This window comes from Herbaspirillum sp. Her2 (assembly GCF_057961375.1).
In genome coordinates this window covers 3,591,330-3,612,710 of sequence record NZ_CM176331.1, presented here as the reverse complement: position 1 = coordinate 3,612,710, position 21,381 = coordinate 3,591,330, and the positions used below count along the sequence as shown (strand labels likewise).

The following is a 21,381-nucleotide window of genomic DNA, read 5'->3' as shown; positions in this document are numbered from 1 at the left end:
AGGCCCCAGCCATCCCCCTCGAACTTCCAACAAGAACGGAGACCAGCATGATCCAGAAAACCCTCGCCATCGCCTGCGCCACTCTTGCACTGGGCGCCGCCACGGCCACTGCACAGGCGGCGGACAAGCCCCTCAAATCGGTCGGTGTCACCCTCGGCGATTTGGCCAATCCCTTCTTCGTGGCCATCGCCAAGGGCGCTGAAAGCGGCGCCCACAAGATCAATCCGGACGCCAAGGTCACCGTGGTCTCCTCCAAGTATGACCTCAACACCCAGGTCGGCCAGATCGAGAACTTCATCGCCAACAAGGTTGACCTGATCGTGCTCAACGCCGCCGATTCCAAGGGCGTCGGCCCGGCCGTGAAGAAGGCCAGGAAGGCCGGCATCGTGGTGGTGGCCGTGGACGTGGCCGCAGAAGGTGCGGACGTCACCGTCATGTCGGACAACACCATGGCCGGCGCCGAGTCCTGCAAGTTCATCGCCGACAAGCTGCAGGGCAAGGGCAATGTGGTCATCGTCAATGGTCCGCCGGTGTCGGCGGTGATGGATCGCGTCACCGGCTGCAAGGCCGAGTTCAAGAAATCGCCCGGCATCAAGATCCTCTCCGACAACCAGAACGCCGGCGGCAGCCGTGATGGCGGCATGACCACCATGTCCAACCTGCTGGCCGCGCAAGGCAAGATCGATGGAGTCTTCGCCATCAACGACCCGACTGCCATCGGGGCCGAGCTGGCGATCCGCCAGGCCAAGCGCAGCGACATCAAGGTCATCACCGGGGTCGATGGCGCACCCGATGCCGAGCGCGCGCTCAAGGACAGCAAGTCGCTCTTCGCCGCCTCGCCCGCGCAGGACCCGTATGGCATGGCTGCTGAAAGCGTGGCCATCGGCTATCAGGTCATGAATGGCCGCGCCCCCGAGAAGGCCGTCAAGCTGCTGCCGGTCAAGTTGATCACGCGCGACAACGTGGCGGATTACAAGGGCTGGGTCCCGGCCAACTGAAGCCACGCATCTGGCAGCTCACCTGACAGGTGAGCGAGCCCGATCCGCAGCGCCCGCAGTCAGGAGATCTTCCGGCTGCGGGACGCGCTTGCCGCCCCGCGGCTGCTTTCCTTGATTGCCATGACTTCCACTCCCATTCTGCAGATGACCGGCATCAGCAAGTCCTTCGGGGCCACGCGCGCGCTGTCGGACATGCACCTGACCATCCGCCCCGGCGAGATCCACGCCCTCATGGGCGAGAACGGCGCCGGCAAGAGCACGCTCATGAAAGTGCTGTCCGGCGTCCATGCGCCCGATGACGGCCAGATCCTGCTGGACGGCAAGCCGGTCTCGCTGCGCGACCCCGGTGCCAGCCGCGCTGCCGGCATCAACCTGATCTACCAGGAACTGGCGGTCGCGCCCAACATCAGCGTGGCCGCCAATGTCTTCATGGGCAGCGAACTGCGCACACGCTGGGGGCTGATCGATCACGCCGCCATGCGCGCGCGCACCGATGCCGTCCTCCGCCAATTGGGTGCCAGCTTCCGTGCCTCGGACCGGGCCGGACGTCTTTCCATCGCCGAACAGCAGCAGGTCGAAATCGCCCGTGCCCTGGTGCATCGCAGCCGCATCGTCATCATGGATGAACCGACGGCGGCGCTCTCCGAACGCGAGACCGAGCATCTCTTCGGCGTGGTGAAACGCCTGCGCGATGAGGGCCTGGCCATCATCTACATCAGCCATCGCATGGCCGAGGTGTATGCCCTCGCTGATCGCGTGACGGTACTGCGCGATGGCAGCTTCGTGGGCGAACTGGCGCGCGAGGAGATCGATTCCGAACGCATCGTGCAGATGATGGTGGGCCGCTCGCTGGGCGAGTTCTACCAGCACACCCGCATGGCCCCGGAACGCGCGGCGGCCTTGCCGGTGGTGTTGCAGGTGCAGGATCTGGCGGGCGGCAAGGTCAGGCCGGCCAGCTTCGCGGTGCGTGCCGGCGAGGTACTCGGTTTTGCCGGACTGGTCGGTGCCGGGCGTACCGAACTGGCGCGCCTGCTTTTCGGTGCCGATGCCCGCAGCGGCGGCCACGTGCTGCTGGATGGCCAGGCCGTGCAGATAGATGAACCGCGCGCCGCCATGCGCGCCGGCATCGCCTACGTGCCGGAAGACCGCAAGGGCCAGGGCCTGTTCCTGCAGATGGCCGTGGGAGCCAACGCCACCATGAACGTGGCGGGCCGCCACAGCACGCTGGGACTGGTACGCAGCGGCGCGCTGGATGGCGTGGCGCGCGATGCCATCCAGCGCCTCAACGTCAAGGTCGCGCATCCCGGCGTGGCGGTGGGCAAGCTCTCCGGCGGCAACCAGCAGAAAGTCCTGCTGGCGCGCTGGCTGGAGATTGCACCCAAGGTCCTGATCCTGGACGAGCCCACGCGGGGTGTGGATATCTATGCCAAAAGCGAGATCTATCAACTTGTCCACAAGCTGGCCGAACAAGGCGTGGCCGTCGTGGTCATCTCCAGCGAGCTGCCGGAAGTGATCGGCATCTGCGACCGCGTGCTGGTCATGCGCGAGGGCAGCATCACCGGTGAACTGGCCGGCGCGGCCATCACCCAGGAAGCCATCATGCATCTGGCCACCGATGCGGGGGGCATGCATGGTGCGCATGGACAGGCCGCTCCGGCTTACGGCATGGCGCATTCGGGCTTGCCTTCTTCTCCTTCTTCTCATTCCTCCTAGTCATGGCTCATCCAACTCCTCTGCACAAGAACGCGGCTGCGGCGCGTTCCTCTTCCACGGCGTCGCAATGGCTGCTGCACCGGCTGGGCATGTTGCCGGTACTGGTGGTGCTGTATCTGCTGTTCTATGCGCTCACCATCTATCTCAGCGGCGACGGCAGTTCCAACTTCGCCACCGCCGAAAACACCATGAACATCCTGCGCCAGGTCGCCATCAACCTGGTGCTGGCGGCCGGCATGACCTTCGTCATCCTTACCGCCGGCATCGACTTGTCGGTCGGCTCGGTGCTCGCTGTCTCTGCCGTGCTGGGCATGCAGATATCGCTCAGTGCCGCGCCGGGCTGGTCGATTCCCATGTTCATCGTGTCGGGGCTGTTGATGGGCATGGTCAACGGGGCCATGGTGGCCTTCCTCAACATCAATGCCTTCGTGGTGACGCTGGGCACGATGACGGCCTTCCGCGGGGCGGCCTATCTGCTGGCCGATGGCACTACGGTGTTGAACAATGACATCCCCAGTTTCGAATGGATAGGCAATGGCGATTTCCTGCACGTCCCCTGGCTGATCTGGGTGGCGGTCGCGGTGGTGCTGCTGTCCTGGGTGATCCTGCGCAAGACGGTGCTGGGCATGCACATCTACGCCATCGGCGGCAACCTGCAGGCGGCGCGCCTGACCGGTATCCGCGTGGGACTGGTGCTGCTGTTCGTGTATTCGATCAGCGGCCTGTTCGCCGGCCTGGCCGGTGCCATGTCGGCCAGCCGCCTGTATGGCGCCAACGGCAACTGGGGCAGCGGCTATGAACTGGACGCGATTGCCGCCGTGGTGCTGGGCGGTACCAGCCTCATGGGGGGCGTGGGCACGATCTGGGGGACGGTGGTAGGGGCACTGATCATCGGCGTGATGAACAACGGGCTGACCATCCTCGGCCTGTCCTCGTTCTGGCAATACGTGGCCAAGGGCGCGGTCATCGTGCTGGCCGTGATCCTCGACAAATGGCGTCAGAAGGATGCCGCGCAATGACACTCTCTTCCCCATCCGGAGCCGGCATGTCCCTTCCCGATCTCGAAAGCCGCGCCTTCCTGCAGGCGCATGTGGCCGATACGCTGGCCTTTTACGACCGCCATGCCATCGATCCCGAGGGCGGATTCTTTCACTACCTGAAGGACGATGGCAGCGTCTATGAGCGCAGCCATCGGCATCTGGTCAGCGCGACGCGGCTGGTCTTCACGCAGTCCATGGCGTATCTGCATACCGGGCAATCACGCTATCTGGAACAGACGCGCCATGCCCTGGCGCATCTGCAGCGCTTCCGTCATGCAGAGGGACCGTTGGCCGGCCTGTATGCCTGGACCCTGCGCGATGGCCAGATCGAGGATGGCACCGTCATGGCCTATGGCCAGGCCTTCGTGCTGCTGGCATTCGCGCAGGCACACCGCGTCGGCCTGTGTGATGCGCAGCAGGTGGCGCAGGCGTATGAACGCATGGAGAGCGCTTTCTTTGAGCCTGCGCATGAAGCGTATGCGGACGAGATCACGCCCTCCGGCGAGTTGATTCCGTATCGCGGCCAGAACGCCAACATGCACATGTGCGAAGCCTGCCTCGCTGCGCATGTCGCCACCGGGCGCGCGGTCTACCTGGAGCGTGCGCAGTTGCTGATCAAGCGCTTCGTGTTTGGATTGGCACGGCAATCGCAGGATCTGGTGTGGGAGCATTATCGTCAGGACTGGTCCCTGGATCACGACTACAACCGCGGCAACCGCGACAACATTTTCAAGCCATGGGGCTTCCAGACCGGCCACCAGACCGAGTGGGCCAAGCTGCTGCTGATCGCGCATGCACAGGAGCCGCGCCCGGCCTACGTGACGCGTGCTGCCGAATTGCAGGACGCGGCGTGGCAGCATGGCTGGGATGCCCTGTATGGCGGTTTGATCTACGGCTTCGATCCGGAGCTGCGGCCGTATGACACCGACAAATATTTCTGGGTCCAGGCCGAGTCTTTCGCCAGTGCATGGCGTTTGTGGCGCGTGACCGGGGAAGAACGTTTCCGCCAGCAGTATCACGCCATCTGGGCGTGGAGCTGGGCGCATCTGGTCGATCATCATCACGGGGCCTGGTTCCGCATTCTGGCCGCCGATGGCAGCAAGCTGGAAGACACCAAGTCGCCCGCCGGCAAGGTCGACTATCACACCATGGGCGCGTGCTGGGATGTGATGGAAGCGGGCGGCCTGCACGTGTGAGCAACACGCTCAGGGAATCTTCAGGAATACCTTGTCATAGATCTTGCGGATTTCCGCCACCGATTCCGGATCGTGCCATTTCTCGACGATGGCGCGATACGATGGCTTGGCGCGTTCGGCCAGCAGGACCTTGTTGACCTGCTCCACCACTTGCCGGCCCCATTCGTTATGGGGGCACATCACGCGATTGAAGACGACTTCATTGGCCTCCTGCATCGGCAGCGCCACCAGTTCGCCGGCATGGCCCATGGCGCGCGCCTGGTCGAAGGCCAGCAGCGGCAGCTCAACCATGTAGTCAAGGCGGCCGGCCAGCAGCATGCCGATCGCTTCCATCTGTTCGGAATAATTTTCACGCGGCGGATAGGTGGCCAGCAGCTTGTCCACCGTCGGGCTGTAGGAGCGGTCACGCATCACCGATGTAGTCAGCCGTGGGTCTTGCAGCAAGCCCGTCAGCGAGGTCCGGTGCCTGAACTCCTCCACGCGATCACGCCGCACGATGATGCGCAGTGGCAGGAAGATCGACATCGGCAGCGAGAGGTAGCCGTAATATTCGCGCTCCGGGGTCTTGAGCATGCCGTTGAAGCACCAGTGACTGCCCTTGCGGATCTCGCTGTTGATGCGCGGGAAGGGGGCCTCCAGTTCGACGTGCTCGTAGCCGGGCATTTCCTTTTTCAGCACGTTGAGGGTGAGATCGAAGATGCCCTGATGCGCGAATTCTCCGCTGCGAATCATGTAGGGCGGCACATTGTATTTGCCCCAGGTGATCTGGTCGGCTGCCATCGCAACGGGCAGCATGGCCGCCATGCACGCGCAGCACACCAAGTGGGCGATGGGTTTGAGCCAATGACGGTGGAGCATGCGCGACTTCCTTTTCAGATGGGGGCCGCGGAAGACGACGGCGGCGACGCCGGTGCCAGCAACACACGATTGCGGCCATCGGTCTTGGCTTGATAGAGCGCCCGGTCGGCCGCTTGCAGCAAGGATTCCAGCCGCGCGTCGGGATGGGCCGGAATGCACCAGGCCACGCCGGCGCTGATGGTAATGCGGCCCAGAGCGGATCCGGCATGCGGCAGGTTCAGCGCATGGATGGCATCGCACATGCGCTGCAGGATGTGCTGGCCCTGGAGGCCATCGGTCTCGGCGAGGATCACCGCGAATTCTTCGCCGCCATAGCGCGCTACGGTTTCACCGGCGCGGCCGATGGTGTGCTGCAGTGTCTGCGCTACCTGGCGCAAGACCGCATCCCCTGCAACGTGGCCGTAATGATCGTTGTAGGGCTTGAACCAGTCGACGTCGATGAAAGCCACCGTCAGCGGCTTGGCGTGGCGCAGGCTGCGTCGCCATTCGTGATCCAGTGTCTCGTCGAAGCTGCGGCGGTTGGCGATGCCGGTGAGGCCATCGGTGAGGCTGAGTGAACGCAGACGCTCGTTGGCCTGCGCCAGATCACGCGTGCGTTCGGCGATGCGCAGCTCCAGCGATTTGTTGAGGGCGCGCAGGGATTCCTTTTCCTGTTCCAGTTGCGCGTAGAGCGCGCGGTTCTGGCGTGACTGCTTGCGCAGGCTGGACAGCATCGCGTTGATGGCATCGGCCAGGAAGTGCAGCTCATGGCGCGTGCGTCCGCGCAGGCGGATGCGTTGCGGATTGTCGGGGTGGTCGGGCTGGTTCAGATCCTGCCCGCGTACGAAGTCCGACAGCCGGGTGATGGGCCGTCCGAGCCAGCGGTGGAAGACGTAGAGGAAGATGAACCACAGCACCAGCGTCTTGATGACCGAGTTGATGAGGATCAGCGTAAAGCCGTAGGCCACCTTGCGGATCACCACCTGGCGGCTGGAATAGACGGTCCAGGCACCGATGTCGTGGGTGACGCCGTGTTCATCGCGATAGAGAATCGGGAAGCGATGGCTGGTGGCGGCATTGAAGAAGCCCGGCTTGACGGCACTGCGTGCGCCGTCGGCGTCGACGTGGATCTGTTTGCCATCGTGATCGATGATATTGCCCAGGGCCATCACCAGCTTGCCTTGCGGGTCTTCGATCTTCACCCCGGTGACCACGGGCAGGTTGCTGATGCCGCGCAGGGTGGCCTTTTGCACGTCCCCCTGGAAGCGCCAGGTGGAGCTGGCCAGACTGGCACCGAAGGTCAGGTCCATGGCCCGCAATTCGTTGTCCACACCGGATTGCGTGTGCTCATATTCAGCGCCAAGTTGGAGGCAGGTCACGATCAGCGTCACCAGAAAGTAACTGCCGAAGATGATGCGCAGCAGATGGACTGCCAGGGAATTCTTGGAGAGCAAATTCATGTTCTTGCGTAGCGGGTTGCCTTGCTCAGGAGTTCGCGCGTGCTTGCAACGCAATGCTGATGCGGTATGCAGACATCGTGCCAGCGCGAGGGGTGCGGGCGACCGATGGCGAGACGCTGCGTGGCGTCATGGCGTGGTGTGCAGGCAATGCGGCGATGGTTGTAGCCACGACGGACCAGCGCGCATTATTACGGATGCGCTGCTTTGGCATGGCGTGGAACTGCCGCATTGAATCTCCTCCCGCGGATGTGATGAGGGCCGTTAGCGGGCCGCTTAATTGCTGTTCACGTGCGGGGTAAATTCTAACGTCAGGTGTTGCTAAGATGTTGGTGAAAGCTGCTTGAACGTAAGCAAATTGTCCATCTCGTTCGCATCATTGCCGCCGAGGCAGGAGTGTTGGTGAGGATTGTGCGCTCGCCGTTGCCCTGCGGCATGAGCGGAGATCCTTCGCAGGTTTGATGCGCTGACTGCGCGGCGCAGGGTGCGCTGGAAATGAACAGCCGTCACCGTGATGACGACTGTTCGGCTTGCCGGGCTTGCGCGCGTACTTGAGTTGCAACTGCCAGGATGAATATCAACCGCGCGCTCGTTTCCAAGAAAGGTAACGATACTGCGTAGGGTGGCTTACTTCTTCAGCCAGGCCAGGCGATAGAGTTTCTGGTCGTTGAGATAGAACGCCTGGATACTGCTGCGCACTGCTTCCGAATTTTTGTAGATGGTGAGGAACCGGGCAATGCGCGGATCGTTTGTCTTGTCGCTGCGGGCCACGAACTGGATTGCCCAGGAATCATCCTCGTAGCTGGTATAGGCCAGTCCCTTGTGCGCATCGAATGCTTTGGAGGCGATGATGAAATAGGGGAAGCCCTGCGCCAGATCCACATCGGGCGTCACGCGGACCAGTTGCGGTCCCTCGACCTCGACGAACTGCAGCTTCTTGGGATTGGAGACGATGTCGGCCTGGGTGCCGAGCAGCCCTGTGTCAGGGCGTAGCGTGATCAGGCCTGCGTGCTGCAGCAGGCGCAGGCCGCGGCCGACGTTGACGGGATCGCTGGCGATGGCCACCTTGGCGCCGTTGGGCAGATCGGCCAGGGAGTTGTATTTGCTGGAGTACAGGCCCAGGTAGGAGAGGATGCCAGCCTGCACGCTGGTGAGCTTGAATCCCTTGCTGCGCACGGCATTGGCCAGGTAATTGCTGTTCTGGTAGTAGTTCAGGTCGATGTCGCCGGCATCCAGCGCGATGTTGGGTGTGGCCCAGTCGCTGAATTCGATGACTTGCACATCGAGGCCTTGTTTCTTGGCTTCCTTGGCGGCCACTTCCACGGAGTCGGCGAAGACGCCGGGTACTACGCCGATCTTGAGCGGGGCGGCCAGTATGGTGCCTGCTGCGGCCAAGCTGGCGAGCAGTATGGTGAGCTTTGGTATCCAGCGTTGGGTGAGCGAGGGGGAAGCGGTCATGAAGGGCCTGTTTGCGAGAAAGGTCAGAATGGTGGGAAGAGGGATGCCAGTATAGGCAGGGCTCTTCAGTGGCCAAACAAACGATTTCGCATTTGCTTCTTGGGGATTCGAGTAAGCGCAGCAAATCCGGAATGTCCGAATGAGCAGCTTCGTAGGTCAAGAGCAGACAGCTGTCGAAAATGCGATAAGATCCCACGAGACAAGAAAAAATTGGGGGATGCATGGCAAACGAGCCAGACATTTGGGGTAAGGACGGGGTTTTGAGTTTTCCGATCGAGTGTGAGGAAGTGCTAGCCCATTTGAACCAAGACATGAGGGATGACTGGTTTCATGATGCGATTCAGTACAAAGATCTTTTCGCGGGTAAGCATAATTTAAAAACACTGATTGCCGAGCTGTTGCTAGAGGGAAATGGGAGATATCAGGCTAGCTCACGTCAGATATGCGATATTCCAAAAAAGGGACTCGGAATCCGTTACGCCCTTGAGACAGATTTTTACGACCGCTTTATTTATCAGGCGATTTGCTCGTTCCTGATCAAATACTATGACCCGATGTTGTCCCACCGCTCCCTTGGTCATCGCTATAACGACGGGGAAGCAAAGACTAAGTATCTTTTCAAAAACCGAATCAAGTTGTGGGGCACTTTCGAAGGGGTGACACTGACTGCATTCAAGGATGGGAAAGTACTACTAGTTACGGATCTTATAAATTACTTCGAGAATATAACGATCGATTCCATTCGGAAGGCTTTCTATGGGAAGCTGGAGCGAATTAACGCCAATGGGAAAGAAAAGTTTCAAATTCGGAATGCGATATCGACGCTCACCGATCTATTGGCCCGATGGAGTTTCAGTGAGCGGCATGGTCTTCCGCAAAATAGAGATCCGTCTTCTTTTATTGCAAACGTAGTTCTTTCCGATGTGGACCTTGGGATGGTCGATTTGGGTTATGACTACTATCGGTATGTCGATGATATACGAATCATTTGCGATAGTCCGCAGCATGCCAGAAAAGCGTTGCATCAGTTGATTGGGCAGCTTCGTACAGTAGGTATGAACATCAACTCTGCCAAGACTACGATTCTTACGGCAGAAGACACGCCAGAGGTAATCGCTCAACACTTCCCAAATACTGACGATAGAAGTCTTGCGATTGAGACGATGTGGCGATCTCGAAGTAGAAGAGTTATTGCCAGATCTGTGCCGCTTGTTTATCAAATGCTAAAGGCGTGCATTGAGAAGAAAGAGACTCAATCGCGGCAGTTCAGATTTGCGGTCAATAGATTGATTCGATTGGTCGATTCGGATTTGTTTGATCTTGGTTCTCTAATATCGGCGGACTTGGTTCAATTGATATTGAACAGTCTTCAAGACCAAGCGGCATCTACAGATCAATATTGCCGCCTACTGTCGATACTTAATTTGTCTGATGAAAATCTCTTATTCATAGAGGAGTTTCTTGGTGATGAGGGAGCGTGTATTTATGAGTGGCAAAACTATCATCTCTGGTTTGTGCTAGCCAGAAAAGGACATAAAAGCGATCGCTTAATTAGTATTGCCGAGACAAAATTATTGGCAAAGCCGTTGTCAGTCGAAGTGTCTGCCATTTTTATTTACCTTAACTGTGTGGGTGAGGCACAAAGGCTAAAGCCGCTAGTAGCCCGCTTCGATGCAAATTGGCCTTACATGCACCAACGCTACTTTTTGTTTGGAACAAAAGATCTTCCTAAGGAAGATTTAAAGCCGTTGGTGGAGATTTTGGGGACGAAGGTGAGGGGAACTGTTCTTCGAGCTTCTAAATTCTTTGATGAAAAGAAGCGTCCACTGGCAGACCGAGAAAAGAGTTCTATTTTAGAGATTTTCGATCAAATTAGCCCATATGAATAATGAGCGTATTGTAGTTTTTCTTTTCCTGAAAGATTATGCAGAAAATGGTGATGATCGATTCTTTTTGTATGAAGAAAAAGAGGGAAAGATTAAAGAAGTATCTGCTGCCGAACTAATAAATTTTCAGGGCGTGTTGCTCTGTCACGATTATTGGTTGATCGCGCCTGCAATTTTCGATGCAGTGAAAAGTCTTCCTAAAACCGTAATCGATGTTCAAGAGTTTTCCGTCTCCATAAGCGGATTTAGAGAAGATCGATTAGAGAGGGATCGTAAGGGAATTGCCAAAATTCTGGCAGCTACTTTGGAGGATGGAACGGTTCCGAAAACATACTCGGAAATGTTCAATAAGGAGAAGGAATTTGAAGAGGATGGATATGCTGCATTTGCAGCGTGTTTGTTAGAGCATTGGAAGCAGCTGATAATTCAAGCACATGATGCAGGAGAGTTGGAGCGCCAGAATGCCATTGAGATTCCAATCTTTAATCTGCTATACAAACACATCGTAAGCGGTATTGGAATCCAGGTAGATGTTTTGCGTGAGCACAAGCAAGACATCTCTTATCAATATTATTCAGCTCTTAAAAAGTTTTCCGATAAACATGATTTTCCCTTGGAGGTCCCTAGCGATAATGCTATCGCGAAACGCCTCATGCCACTAGGTTTTGATTTTTCAGAAGTGTCGGTTGATGCGGTACTGCGCTTTCTCCGCACTCCCGATAGTTTTGGAGAGGATGTGTTGCGGTTGAGAAAGCTCGATGCTTCTCGCGGCATACTCGATGCGCTACCGGTCTCGCGTAAGAAAGCTCGCCCCATCATCGATATTTTCGGGTCCGTAACTTCACGTATTTATTTTAAAAATCCTGTCTTACAAAATTTGGCAAAACAATACCGGAATATTATCGTCCCTGATGCTGACCTTGCTCTGTCCTATGTGGATTACGATCAATTTGAGGTCGGAATAATGGCCGCCATATCAGAGGATCCTAATATGTTGCGCCTTTATTCTTCATCCGATATCTACTCGACTTTGTCTGTAGATATTTTTGGGACGGAAAATGACAGAAAAATTGCCAAAAGGCTTTTTCTTTCTTATGCCTATGGAATGAAACCTAAATTCCTAGTGCAGGCGGCCGTTGAGCACGGAGCAGATCGATCACGGGTGAAGACTTTTTTCTCCCAGTTTACAGTGTTTGAAGAGTGGAAGAAGAGTGTTGAGTCTCGTTTTGAGCGGGAGGGGAAAGTAGGAACAGATGTTGGGAATTTCCAGCGTCGCGCGGGAAGTGAACGGTTGACAGAGCGAGAGAAGCGGGCATGCGTAAATCAGGTCGTGCAAGGAACAGCGTCATTAATTTTCAAAAAGGCTTTACTAAAGTTGGGGAATGAGCCGATAAGAATTTTGGTGCCGATGCATGATGCCGTTTTGGTAGAGCATAGAAGAGATTACGTACCTCAAAGGTTGGTTGAGATTTTCGGCGAAGTTATGACCGCGCATTTTGGTGGAAGGATTACGGGGAAGGCATCTCTAGAACCGTTTTATAGAGCAGTCGCGTAGGACGGGATTATTGAATTTGAGGCTAAGTTTTTATCGGTATCCCTTTCGTGAATCGGAGATTTGTCTGGAAAATTGCGACGCTGCAACTCCGTAATCGCTATTCCATGTCGATTATGGCGTTTGCTTCACTGTCTTCGTTCGGAATGTCATCCTCAGAATCATGCGCTTGCAACTGCTGTTTTTCCGCGGCAGTCAGCTTGGGTAATTCATTTAGGCTTGTTTTCTGCTGTTCACTGCGCAGTCCGGGGCGAATATCATCTAACGCCAGAATTACGCGTTGATCAGCAGCATGCGATAGCATTTCTTCTCGGGCAGTCTCGAGGATTGCCTCTTTAAGAGCATTAGCTTGCTCTTGCACAATCAACTCTCAATGACCCAAAACAAAAAACCCGCCCTTCTTTCGAAGAGGCGGGTTTTTCGGACGGCGCCGCATACGCATGATTGCACATGCAGCGACGGGTATCTGGTGGTGATAGGTGGACTTGAACCACCGACCCCAGCATTATGAGTGCTGTGCTCTAACCAGCTGAGCTATATCACCAGGAGGCAAGCCCGAGACTATAGAGGTCCAATCGCCTTCTGTCAATACTTTTTCCGCATTTCCCTCTTAATTTTATCCACAGGCCCCGGCAGCTCATCCGGCGCGGCGTTCCGCCAAGGCTTGCTGCACCCGCGCCAGCACCTCGGCCGTAGCCTCCGGGCGGTTGCAGTCGATGCTGATGCGCTCCGGCATCGAACGCAGCCAGGTCAGCTGGCGCTTGGCCAGTTGGCGCGTGGCCGCAATGCCTTTCTCGCGCAGGGCCGTGGCATCGATGCTGCCGTCCAGGTACTCCCACATCTGGCGATACCCCACACAACGCATCGACGGCAGCCCCAGATGCAGGTCGCCCCGCGCGCGCAAAGCGGCGACTTCACGTTCCAGCGCGCCACCGCGCAGCATCAGATCAAAGCGCAGCGCAATGCGCTCATGCAGCACCGCACGATCCGCCGGTTCCAGCGCCAGCGGCAGCATCTCGAACGGCAGCGGCTCAGGCGGCTTCTGCGACAGCAAGGACGACATCGGCTGCCCCGTCAGCAAGCTGATCTCCAGCGCACGCTGGATGCGCTGGCTGTCAGTCGGCTTCAGTCGCGCAGCCGTGACCGGGTCCAGCGTCGCCAGGCGCGCATGCATGGCCGGCATGCCGATCCGTGCCGCCTCCTCGTCGAGTTGCGCACGCAATGCCGGATCGGCCTGCGGCAGCTCATCCAGCCCGTCGCGCAGCACCTTGAAATACAGCATCGTGCCGCCCACCAGCAAGGGCAGCTTGCCGCGCGATGCAATCTCCAGCGTGAGCCGCAGCGCATCTTGGCGGAACTGCATGGCCGAGTAAGCTTCGGTCGGGTCGATGATGTCGATCAGGTGATGTGGCACCGCAGCCAGCTCTTCCGGGCTGGGCTTGGCGGTGCCGATATCCATCTCGCGATAGACCAGGGCCGAATCGACGGAAATGATTTCGCAGGGCAGGTGGCGGGCAATCTCCAGCGCAGCGGCAGTCTTGCCGGACGCAGTGGGGCCCATGATGGCCACCGCCAGAGGCAGTTGCTGGGTCATCGCACTGTCCTTACTGACCACGCAGGAAGAGCTTGTCCAGATCCGACAGGCCCATCTGGGTCCAGGTCGGACGGCCGTGGTTGCACTGGTCGGAACGTTCGGTGGCTTCCATCTGGCGCAGCAGCGCGTTCATCTCGGGCAGCGTCAGGCTGCGATTGGCACGCACCGCCGTATGGCAGGCCAGCGTACCGAGCAGTTCGTTGCGGCGCTCCAGCAAGACACGCGAACCGCCGTACTCGCGCACATCGCGCAGGACGTCGCGGGCCAGCGTCTGGGCGTCAGCGTTCTTCAGCAGCGCCGGGACGGCACGCACGGCCAGCGTGGTCGGGGACATTACGGCAATGTCGAAGCCCAGGGCCGACAGCGTTTCCTGATGTTCTTCCACCGTGCCCACTTCCACCGGATCGGCATAGAAGGTGACCGGAATCAGCAGCGGCTGCACGAACATCTCGTTGCCATCGAGCGCGGTCTTCAGTTGTTCGTAAAGGATGCGTTCATGTGCGGCATGCATGTCCACCACCACCAGGCCGGCCTGGTTCTGCGCCAGCACGTAGATGCCATGCAGTTGCGCCAGCGCGAAGCCTAGCGGGAAGTCGCCGTCCGGCAGGGGGGCGGCGGGCTGTGCAGCAGACTGGAAGGCTGCGCTGTTGAAGCCTGCCGCCGCATTGCCACTGTCGCTCTGCCCGGCAGGCTCGCTGCGGAACATGTTGCCGTAGGCCGCGCGATCCTGGCGTACGCCAAAGCCGCCGCTGCCCGGTCCGCCGTTGCCGGCAAAGGAGAACGGGCGCGGTTGTTCAGCGAACTGGGCGGAGAAGCTCTGCTGTTTCTGTTCGCGCATCCAGGGCAGCGGGGCATTCGGGCCACTGGCGGGAGCGGGCGCGCCCTCGGCGCTCTCGGTCTGTTGCTGCGGCAGATTGCCGAAGGACACGGCCGAGGTCTGCGCCAGCGCGCGCGAGACTGCGTGGAACACGAACTGGTGTACCGCGCGGCTATCGCGGAAACGCACTTCGATCTTGGATGGGTGCACGTTCACATCCACCAGCGCCGGGTCCAGCGTCAGCGACAGCGCATAGGCCGGATAACGGTCGCCATGCAGCACATCCTGATAGGCGGCGCGCACGGCGTGGGTGAGCAGCTTGTCACGGACGAAGCGGCCGTTGACGTAGAAATACTGGCCATCGGCGCGTGCCTTCGAGGCCGTCGGCAGGCCGACGAATCCATGCAGGCGCAAGGGGCCCGCGCTCTCGTCGAGCGGCAGGCGCGCGTTGGCGAATTCGTCGCCGAGGATGTGGGCGCTGCGCTTGGCGAATTCACCGACGTTCCAGTGATCGACCGTCTTGCCGTTATGCGACAGCGAAAAACTCACATCCGGACGCGCCAGCGCAATACGCCGCACGACCTCGGCGCAGTGGCCGTATTCGGTCTGTTCCGACTTGAGGAATTTGCGCCGCGCCGGGGTGTTGAAATACAGGTCCTGCACGTCGATGGTCGTGCCCTGTGCGCCCGAGGCCGGGGCCACGGTACCAAATTGGGAGCCGGTGATTTCCCATGCATGCGGGGCATCGGCGGTGCGGCTCGTTACCGTGAGCTGCGCCACCGAGGCAATCGAGGCCAGCGCCTCGCCGCGGAAGCCGAGCGTGGAGACATTCTCCAGGTCAGTCAGCGACGCAATCTTGGACGTCGCATGGCGCGCCAGTGCCAGCGGCAATTGCTCAGGTGGAATGCCGCGTCCGTTGTCGGTGATGGCGATGCGCTTGACCCCGCCTTGCTCCAGGCGCACGGTGATTTGCGTGGAGCCGGCATCAAGCGCGTTCTCCAGCAATTCCTTGACCACGGCGGAAGGACGTTCGATCACCTCGCCAGCGGCAATCTGCGAGATCAACTGATCGGGCAGGGCCTGGATGGGGCGGTGGGACGGGGCGGCAGCCGGTTCGGAAGCGGGGGAGGAGTGCGGTGCGTTCATGGCGGGATTATACCTGCCGACGCCAGGGGCCGGATGTGACGAAGCCGCCCGGGGGGCGGCTTCTTGGGAGCTGATGCGATCAGGGTTTTCTGCAGGGCAATCCGCGGATCGCCGCGCAGAAAATCATGCAAACGATATAAACGATTTACACACGGAAGGTGCTCACTGCGGCAGCCAGGCGCTCGGCCTGCTGCTGCAGCGATTGCGCGGCGGCTGCGGCCTGCTCCACCAGCGCTGCATTCTGCTGGGTGCTCTCATCCATTTGCGCGATGGCACGGTTGATCTGGTCGATGCCTTCGCTCTGTTCGCGGCTGGCGGTGGTGATCTCGCTGATGACGGTGGAGACGCGCTGCACGCTGGCCACCACGTCATTCATGGTGTTGCCGGCCTGGGAGACCAGCTGGCCGCCACCGGCCACGGTCTGCACCGAGGCGTCGATCAGTTCCTTGATTTCCTTGGCGGCCGAGGCGCTGCGCTGGGCCAGCGTACGCACTTCGGTGGCGACTACGGCGAAGCCGCGTCCCTGCTCACCGGCGCGGGCCGCTTCCACCGCCGCGTTCAATGCCAGGATGTTGGTCTGGAAGGCGATACCATCGATCACGCTGATGATGTCGACGATGCGCTGCGAAGAGCTGTTGATGGCATCCATGGTCTGCACTACCTGACCCACGACGTCGCCGCCGTGGCTGGCGACTTCCGAAGCGGAACCGGCCAGTTCATCGGCTTGAATCGCGTTGGCGGCATTCTGCTTCACGGTCGAGGTCAGCTCTTCCATGGCCGAGGCGGTTTCTTCCAGGGCACCCGCTTGCTGCTCGGTACGCGAAGACAGATTGAGGTTGCCGGCCGCGATCTCGCTGGCGGCGGTGTTGATTTCTTCGGTCCCGGCACGCACGCTGGAGACCACTTCCGACAGGCCCATGCTGATACCGTTGAAGGCGCCCATCAGGCGGCCGATCTCATCGCTGCTGTGCACGTGCAGGCGAGTGGTGAGGTCGCCACCGGCGATGCGGTCGGCGGCATTGCACACCGCATCCAGCGGACGGGTGATCATGCGGTTGATCATCACCGTCAGGATCGCGCCGAGCACCGCCAGGAACAGCAGGCCCAGGCCGATGTAGAGATTGCGCATCGAGTTGACTTCGCGGGTGATCTCATCGACCGCCGCTTCACCGACGATGACCCAGTTCCACGGGGCATAGTGAGTGAAGACGGCGATCTTCTGGCGGCCATCGCTGCCGGTGTAGCGCAGCTGGCCTTCCTTCTGCTGCACCAGGGTCTTGATGTAGGTGTTGCCGCCAGCATCCTTGGCCTCGATCAGGTTGCCGCCTTCTTCCTTGCCTTCGCGCGGGGCACCGGCAATCATCACGCCCTGGTCCTTGCCTTCGCGGCCATTGAGCGCGTAGAAATTGCCGGTCTCGGCGATCTTGAGCGACTTGATCTGGTCCTTCAGCGCCTTGACGTCGGCCGAGATGTCGATGCCCACGTAGAGCGCGGCGATGATCTGGCCGGCGTCATTCTTGAAGGGCACGTACTTGGTGATGTACTGCTTGCCGAACAGGGTGGCCACGCCGCTGTAGGTCTTGTCGGACTTCAGGGCGGCATAGCCGGGATGGGCGCGGTCAAGCAGGGTGCCGACGGCGCGTTCGCCATTTTCTTTCTTGACGGAAGTTGACACGCGCACGAAGTCATCGCCGGTCTTGGCGAAGATTGTGGCGGTCACGCCGGTGTGGGCGGTGAAGCGGTCGGGGATGGAGAAATCCATGTTCAGTTCGCGGCCATCATTGGACAGCACCGGCGTGGCGCGGTCGCCGATCTGCACGGTGCGGCTTTCGTCCAGGGTGAGCTTGCCGAATTCCTTGTCGAACATGGTGGAGAAGCGGTCCACCTGGCTGTTCACCGAGCGGTCGAAGATGCCCACCATGTTGGCCACGCCGCGCGCGTCGTTGCCCATCTGTTCGATGGAGCGCGATTCCACCATGCGTGAAGCGGAGTAAGTGATCAGCATCAGTGCGATCACGAAGACGATGCCCACCAGGGCTACCGTCATGGCAGTCAGTTTTGCACCGACCGAGCGATGGAACAGAGATGCGCCGCGCGCATCAGACATTGCATTAGCCATGGCTGTTGTTGTTCTTGAAGTCAAAGGGTGTGGAAAAGCAAATACCGAACCAAAACCATCCGAGGACCGATGGCGATCGCTGACTACGCGCCCATCTCGCCATCGTTTGCCCTCCTTCTTTCCGTCTTCCGGAAGGTCCTGCAACACAGTGCCTGCGTACCGATGACAGCTTGGCCGGAGGAGCGGCATGCTGCATCGGATTGCCGAAACGGCAATGCAACGCGGTCACTCACGTCAGGGGCCTTCCTTGCACGGAGGCCCAACGTTCATGCTGAAATCACGGTACTTGCGGGGAAGCGAGTCAGTATATCGTCAGCATTTTGCGCTACATCAAAATACTTCGAATGTTTGCGCCCACATGTAACTGTGCTGTTGTTTTTCCGGCGAGAAAGTGCCTTTTTTGCATGGAACTTTCGATTGTTCTTGCCTGCTTGTATTTATTTCTCTCCAAGTTCAGCCGCGCGGTCCTGTCGCCCCCGGCGGAGCGGCGTTTTCTCCGCGGTAATCCCGCACCCAGCTTTCGAGTTGATCAGCCGACATCGGCCGCGAAAAATAATAGCCCTGCGCCACGTCACAGCCCTGGCTGATCAGCAGCCGGTACTGGTCGGCATCTTCCACACCTTCGGCCACCACGGTCAATTTGAGGCTTTCGCCGATGCGGATGACCGCATTGGTCAGGGCGCTCACCGCCGCGTCCTTGGCCATGTCGCGCACGAAGCTCTGGTCCAGCTTGAGTTCGGAGACTGGCAGCTTGCGCAGGTAGCCGAGGCTGGAATAACCGGTGCCGAAGTCATCCATGGCCAGCGGAATGCCCAGTGCATGCACGGCGGCGATGGTCTGGTTGGTGCTGGGGTTGGTATCCATCAGCACGGTCTCGGTGATTTCCAGCGTGAGGTCGGTCGGTGCCAGGCTGTAGCGGCGCAGCAGGCCGGTGAGAAATTGCGGCAGGTCGAGATCGTGGAAATTGGTGGCCGACAGGTTCACCGAGACCGACGGCACCTGGATCCCGCGCCGCCGCCAGTCAGCCAGCTGGAAGCAGGCCTCTTCCAGCGCCCACTTGCCCAGTTCGCCGATCAGGCCGCATTCTTCGGCAATCGGGATGAAGCGGCCCGGCGAGATCTGCCCCAGTTGCGGATCGTGCCAGCGGGCCAGCGCTTCCACGCCGTGCAGGCTGAGGTCGTGCAGGTTGATCTGCGGCTGGAAGTGCAGTTCGAAGCTGCCGCCGCGCAAGGCATCACGCAGCGCGCCTTCCAGCACCAGGCGTTCCTGGGCGAGGCTGTTCATCTCCTCGCTGAAGAAGCTGAAGCGTCCCCGGTTCACGGCCTTGGCCTGGTACATGGCGATGTCGGCGCGATGCAGCAGGGTCTCGATGTCGTGGCCGTTGTCGGGGAAGATCGCCACCCCGATGCTGGCCGAGGGATTGAGCGGCGTGCCGTTGATGTGGCAGGGCATGGCCAGCCGTTCCTGGATGCGCTTGACCACTTCGGTCAGGTGGTCGGTGTCGTATTGGGTCAGCACCACCACGAACTCGTCGCCGGAAAGACGGCCGACGATGTCCGAGCGGCGCGCCTGTGATTGCAGCCGCGTGGCCACCGTGCGCAGCAGTTCATCGCCGGCTTGGTGGCCCAGCGAATCGTTGACCTGCTTGAAGCGATCAAGGTCGATGAACATCACCGCCACCATACTGCGGTTGCGCTCGGCTGCCGCGATCGCCTGCCCGGCCTGTACCAGCAGCAGGCTGCGGTTGGGCAGCCCGGTCAGCGAATCATAGAAAGCCAGCTGGTGGATGCGCGCCCGCGAGGCTTCGCGTTCGATGGCCAGCGCGCACAGATGCAGGCCGGCATCCACCAGCAGGTGGTGGAAGGCGCTCGGCGCGCGCGGCTGGCGATAGTAGAAACCGAAAGTGCCGATGACCTTGCCATCGGCCGACTTGATCGGGGTCGACCAGCAGGCCTGCAGGCCGTGGCTCAAGGCGATTTCCTTGTAGTCGGCCCAATGCGGATCGGTGGCGATCTCTTCCGAGACCACGCTCTCGCCGGTATAGGCGGCGCTGCCGCAGGAGCCCACCAGCGGACCGATCTGGATGCCCTCGATGGCGCGTGTGTAGGCTTCCGGCAGGCTGGGCGCGGCCAGGGTATGCAGTCGGCCCTGTTCATCCACGCGCAGCACCGAGGCGATCACCTCGGGGGCGACGCGTTCCACTTCTTCGCACAGCAGGTTCATCTGCTCGGCCAGCGAGGAATCGCGGGCCATGGCGTTGAGCACGCGATACTGCAGGACTTCATGGACCTTGGTATTGGTGATGTCGGTCATCACGCAGACCGCATTGATGAGCTTGCCCTGCACGTCGAGGATGGGATTGACCACCGCCGAAATCCAGACCGGCTGTTCGTGCAGGTCGTGGATCAGTTCCTCGGTGTGAAAGCTGTGTCCCTGCAGCAGCTCGCCATGGCAGCGCTCGATCGACTTGACGAACGTCGGGTGACTGGCAAACAGCTCGCGTGGCAGCTTGCCGATGGTCTGCTGGCTCTGGAAGCCCAGCATGCGGGTGAACCCGGTGTTGTGGAAGACGATGCGGTTCTGCTCGTCGGTGATGAGCACGGCATTGTCGGTTTCGTTGATGCCCAGCGAGAGCAGGTGCAGGTGTTCACGGTCGCTCTTTTCGCGGGTGACGCGGTAGGTGACGTCGTTGCCGATGCAGATCACGCGCTCGGCCTTGCCCTGGGGATCGAGCAGGGGCGAATAGGTGGCTTCCCACCAGATCGTGCGACCACTGCGCGTGCGGCGCGGGAAACGGCCGGAGAAGAAGCGGCCACTGCAGACATCGCGCCAGAAGATCGCATATTCCTCGCTGTCGGCATAGCCGGGCGGACACAGCACGCTGTGCGGCTGGCCGATCAGGTCGTCGGCCAGGTATTCCATGGTTTTGAGGTAGTTGCGGTTGGCCGCCAGGATCATGCCCTGGGGCGAGAGTTCGACCACGCCCAGCGAGCGGTTCAGGGCGCTGAGCACATTGTTGCTGTGATGCGAATCGTCGATGTGCGAACTGATGTCGGCCGCCACCGAGATCACCTTGCGCAGCTGGCCGCTGCCATCCAGGATCGGACTGCACAGGGCTTCCAGCCAGACGATGGTGCCGTCGATTCTGCGCCGCTGCAGCGTGCCGGCGATCACCTCGCCCTGGCGCAGGTGCTGCCAGAAGCGCTGGTAGTCCTCGGTCTCGACAGAGAGCGGGTCACACAGCATGCGGTGATGCTGGCCCACCACTTCATGTCGCTGGTAGCCCAGCATGCCGAGGAATTTGTCATTGGCATCGAGGATGCTGCCATCGGCAGCGAATTCGAGAATGGCCATGGAACGCCAGAGCGCGCCCAGCAGCGCCTCGCGTTCCTCCTCGCGCAGGCGCTGGTGATCCCCCTGCGGCTGCGACGGATGATCGAACTGGCCCACGAATGACTCCTGGCTCCCCATACAGCGCCCCCTCTGGCCGGTATTGACGCCCGTGCGTCTTGCCTCATGCAGTGCGGAGTTGCGATTGCCCGGGTTCCCCGTTTTCCCCCGGTGGCTT

The 21,381-nt window shown here is 59.9% G+C and carries 14 protein-coding genes and 1 tRNA gene; 6 read left to right on the top strand and 9 right to left on the bottom strand.

Features of this window, described 5'->3' with window-relative positions; translation table 11 throughout:
• Positions 1-47 precede the first annotated feature (47 nt).
• The 4 genes from ACWHXP_RS16375 (at position 48) to ACWHXP_RS16360 (ending at position 4,947) form a co-directional block, all read left to right on the top strand.
• Positions 48-998 (top strand): ABC transporter substrate-binding protein, encoded by a 951-nt coding sequence (locus ACWHXP_RS16375; protein ID WP_039790115.1) that lies wholly within the window; start codon positions 48-50, stop codon positions 996-998.
• A 120-nt stretch (positions 999-1,118) separates the two neighbouring features.
• Positions 1,119-2,711, top strand: coding sequence for a sugar ABC transporter ATP-binding protein (locus ACWHXP_RS16370; RefSeq protein WP_489635542.1), 1,593 nt, complete (start codon positions 1,119-1,121; stop codon positions 2,709-2,711).
• 2 nt (positions 2,712-2,713) lie between these two features.
• Entirely contained in the window at positions 2,714-3,730 is a 1,017-nt protein-coding gene (locus ACWHXP_RS16365) for an ABC transporter permease subunit (RefSeq protein ID WP_034332147.1), read from the top strand.
• A 26-nt stretch (positions 3,731-3,756) separates the two neighbouring features.
• Positions 3,757-4,947, top strand: coding sequence for an AGE family epimerase/isomerase (locus ACWHXP_RS16360; protein ID WP_489635543.1), 1,191 nt, complete (start codon positions 3,757-3,759; stop codon positions 4,945-4,947).
• A gap of 9 nt (positions 4,948-4,956) precedes the next feature.
• Here the strand turns inward: ACWHXP_RS16360 and ACWHXP_RS16355 are convergent, their stop codons facing one another.
• The 3 genes from ACWHXP_RS16355 to ACWHXP_RS16345 form a co-directional block, all read right to left on the bottom strand.
• Positions 4,957-5,751 (bottom strand): TIGR02285 family protein, encoded by a 795-nt coding sequence (locus ACWHXP_RS16355; RefSeq protein WP_489635850.1) that lies wholly within the window; start codon positions 5,749-5,751, stop codon positions 4,957-4,959.
• A gap of 68 nt (positions 5,752-5,819) precedes the next feature.
• A complete protein-coding gene (locus ACWHXP_RS16350) occupies positions 5,820-7,244 on the bottom strand; it encodes a GGDEF domain-containing protein (RefSeq protein WP_489635544.1) in 1,425 nt (474 codons plus the stop codon).
• A 624-nt stretch (positions 7,245-7,868) separates the two neighbouring features.
• Positions 7,869-8,699: a MetQ/NlpA family ABC transporter substrate-binding protein gene (locus ACWHXP_RS16345; protein WP_489635545.1), complete on the bottom strand. Its 831-nt coding sequence runs from the start codon at positions 8,697-8,699 to the stop codon at positions 7,869-7,871.
• A 221-nt stretch (positions 8,700-8,920) separates the two neighbouring features.
• Here ACWHXP_RS16345 and ACWHXP_RS16340 point away from each other — a divergent pair, with 221 nt between their 5' ends.
• Together ACWHXP_RS16340 and ACWHXP_RS16335 are read left to right on the top strand one after the other, a co-directional pair.
• Positions 8,921-10,588 carry an RNA-directed DNA polymerase gene (locus tag ACWHXP_RS16340; RefSeq protein ID WP_489635546.1) on the top strand — a complete coding sequence of 556 codons (1,668 nt, stop codon included), beginning with the start codon at positions 8,921-8,923 and terminating at the stop codon, positions 10,586-10,588.
• On the top strand, positions 10,581-12,140 hold the full coding sequence (locus ACWHXP_RS16335; RefSeq protein WP_489635547.1) for a DNA polymerase: 1,560 nt from the start codon (positions 10,581-10,583) through the stop codon (positions 12,138-12,140). Before ACWHXP_RS16340 ends, ACWHXP_RS16335 begins: the two co-directional genes overlap by 8 nt.
• A 97-nt stretch (positions 12,141-12,237) precedes the next feature.
• On the opposite strand, the gene ACWHXP_RS16330 is transcribed toward ACWHXP_RS16335, so the two are convergent.
• From ACWHXP_RS16330 to ACWHXP_RS16305, 6 genes are all read right to left on the bottom strand, one after another.
• The gene (locus tag ACWHXP_RS16330; RefSeq protein ID WP_489635548.1) at positions 12,238-12,498 is read right to left on the bottom strand and encodes a hypothetical protein; all 261 of its coding nucleotides are present in this window, start codon (positions 12,496-12,498) and stop codon (positions 12,238-12,240) included.
• Positions 12,499-12,604: 106 nt separating this feature from the next.
• Positions 12,605-12,681: transfer RNA gene (locus ACWHXP_RS16325), tRNA-Met, on the bottom strand.
• 93 nt (positions 12,682-12,774) lie between these two features.
• Positions 12,775-13,731, bottom strand: coding sequence for a tRNA (adenosine(37)-N6)-dimethylallyltransferase MiaA (gene miaA, locus ACWHXP_RS16320; protein ID WP_204727163.1), 957 nt, complete (start codon positions 13,729-13,731; stop codon positions 12,775-12,777).
• Between the two features lie 10 nt (positions 13,732-13,741).
• The gene (mutL, locus tag ACWHXP_RS16315) at positions 13,742-15,694 is read right to left on the bottom strand and encodes a DNA mismatch repair endonuclease MutL (protein ID WP_209567993.1); all 1,953 of its coding nucleotides are present in this window, start codon (positions 15,692-15,694) and stop codon (positions 13,742-13,744) included.
• 145 nt (positions 15,695-15,839) lie between these two features.
• The gene (locus ACWHXP_RS16310; RefSeq protein ID WP_420840868.1) at positions 15,840-17,801 is read right to left on the bottom strand and encodes a methyl-accepting chemotaxis protein; all 1,962 of its coding nucleotides are present in this window, start codon (positions 17,799-17,801) and stop codon (positions 15,840-15,842) included.
• 465 nt (positions 17,802-18,266) lie between these two features.
• A complete protein-coding gene (locus ACWHXP_RS16305) occupies positions 18,267-21,284 on the bottom strand; it encodes a sensor domain-containing protein (RefSeq protein ID WP_489624680.1) in 3,018 nt (1,005 codons plus the stop codon).
• Positions 21,285-21,381: the final 97 nt, after the last annotated feature.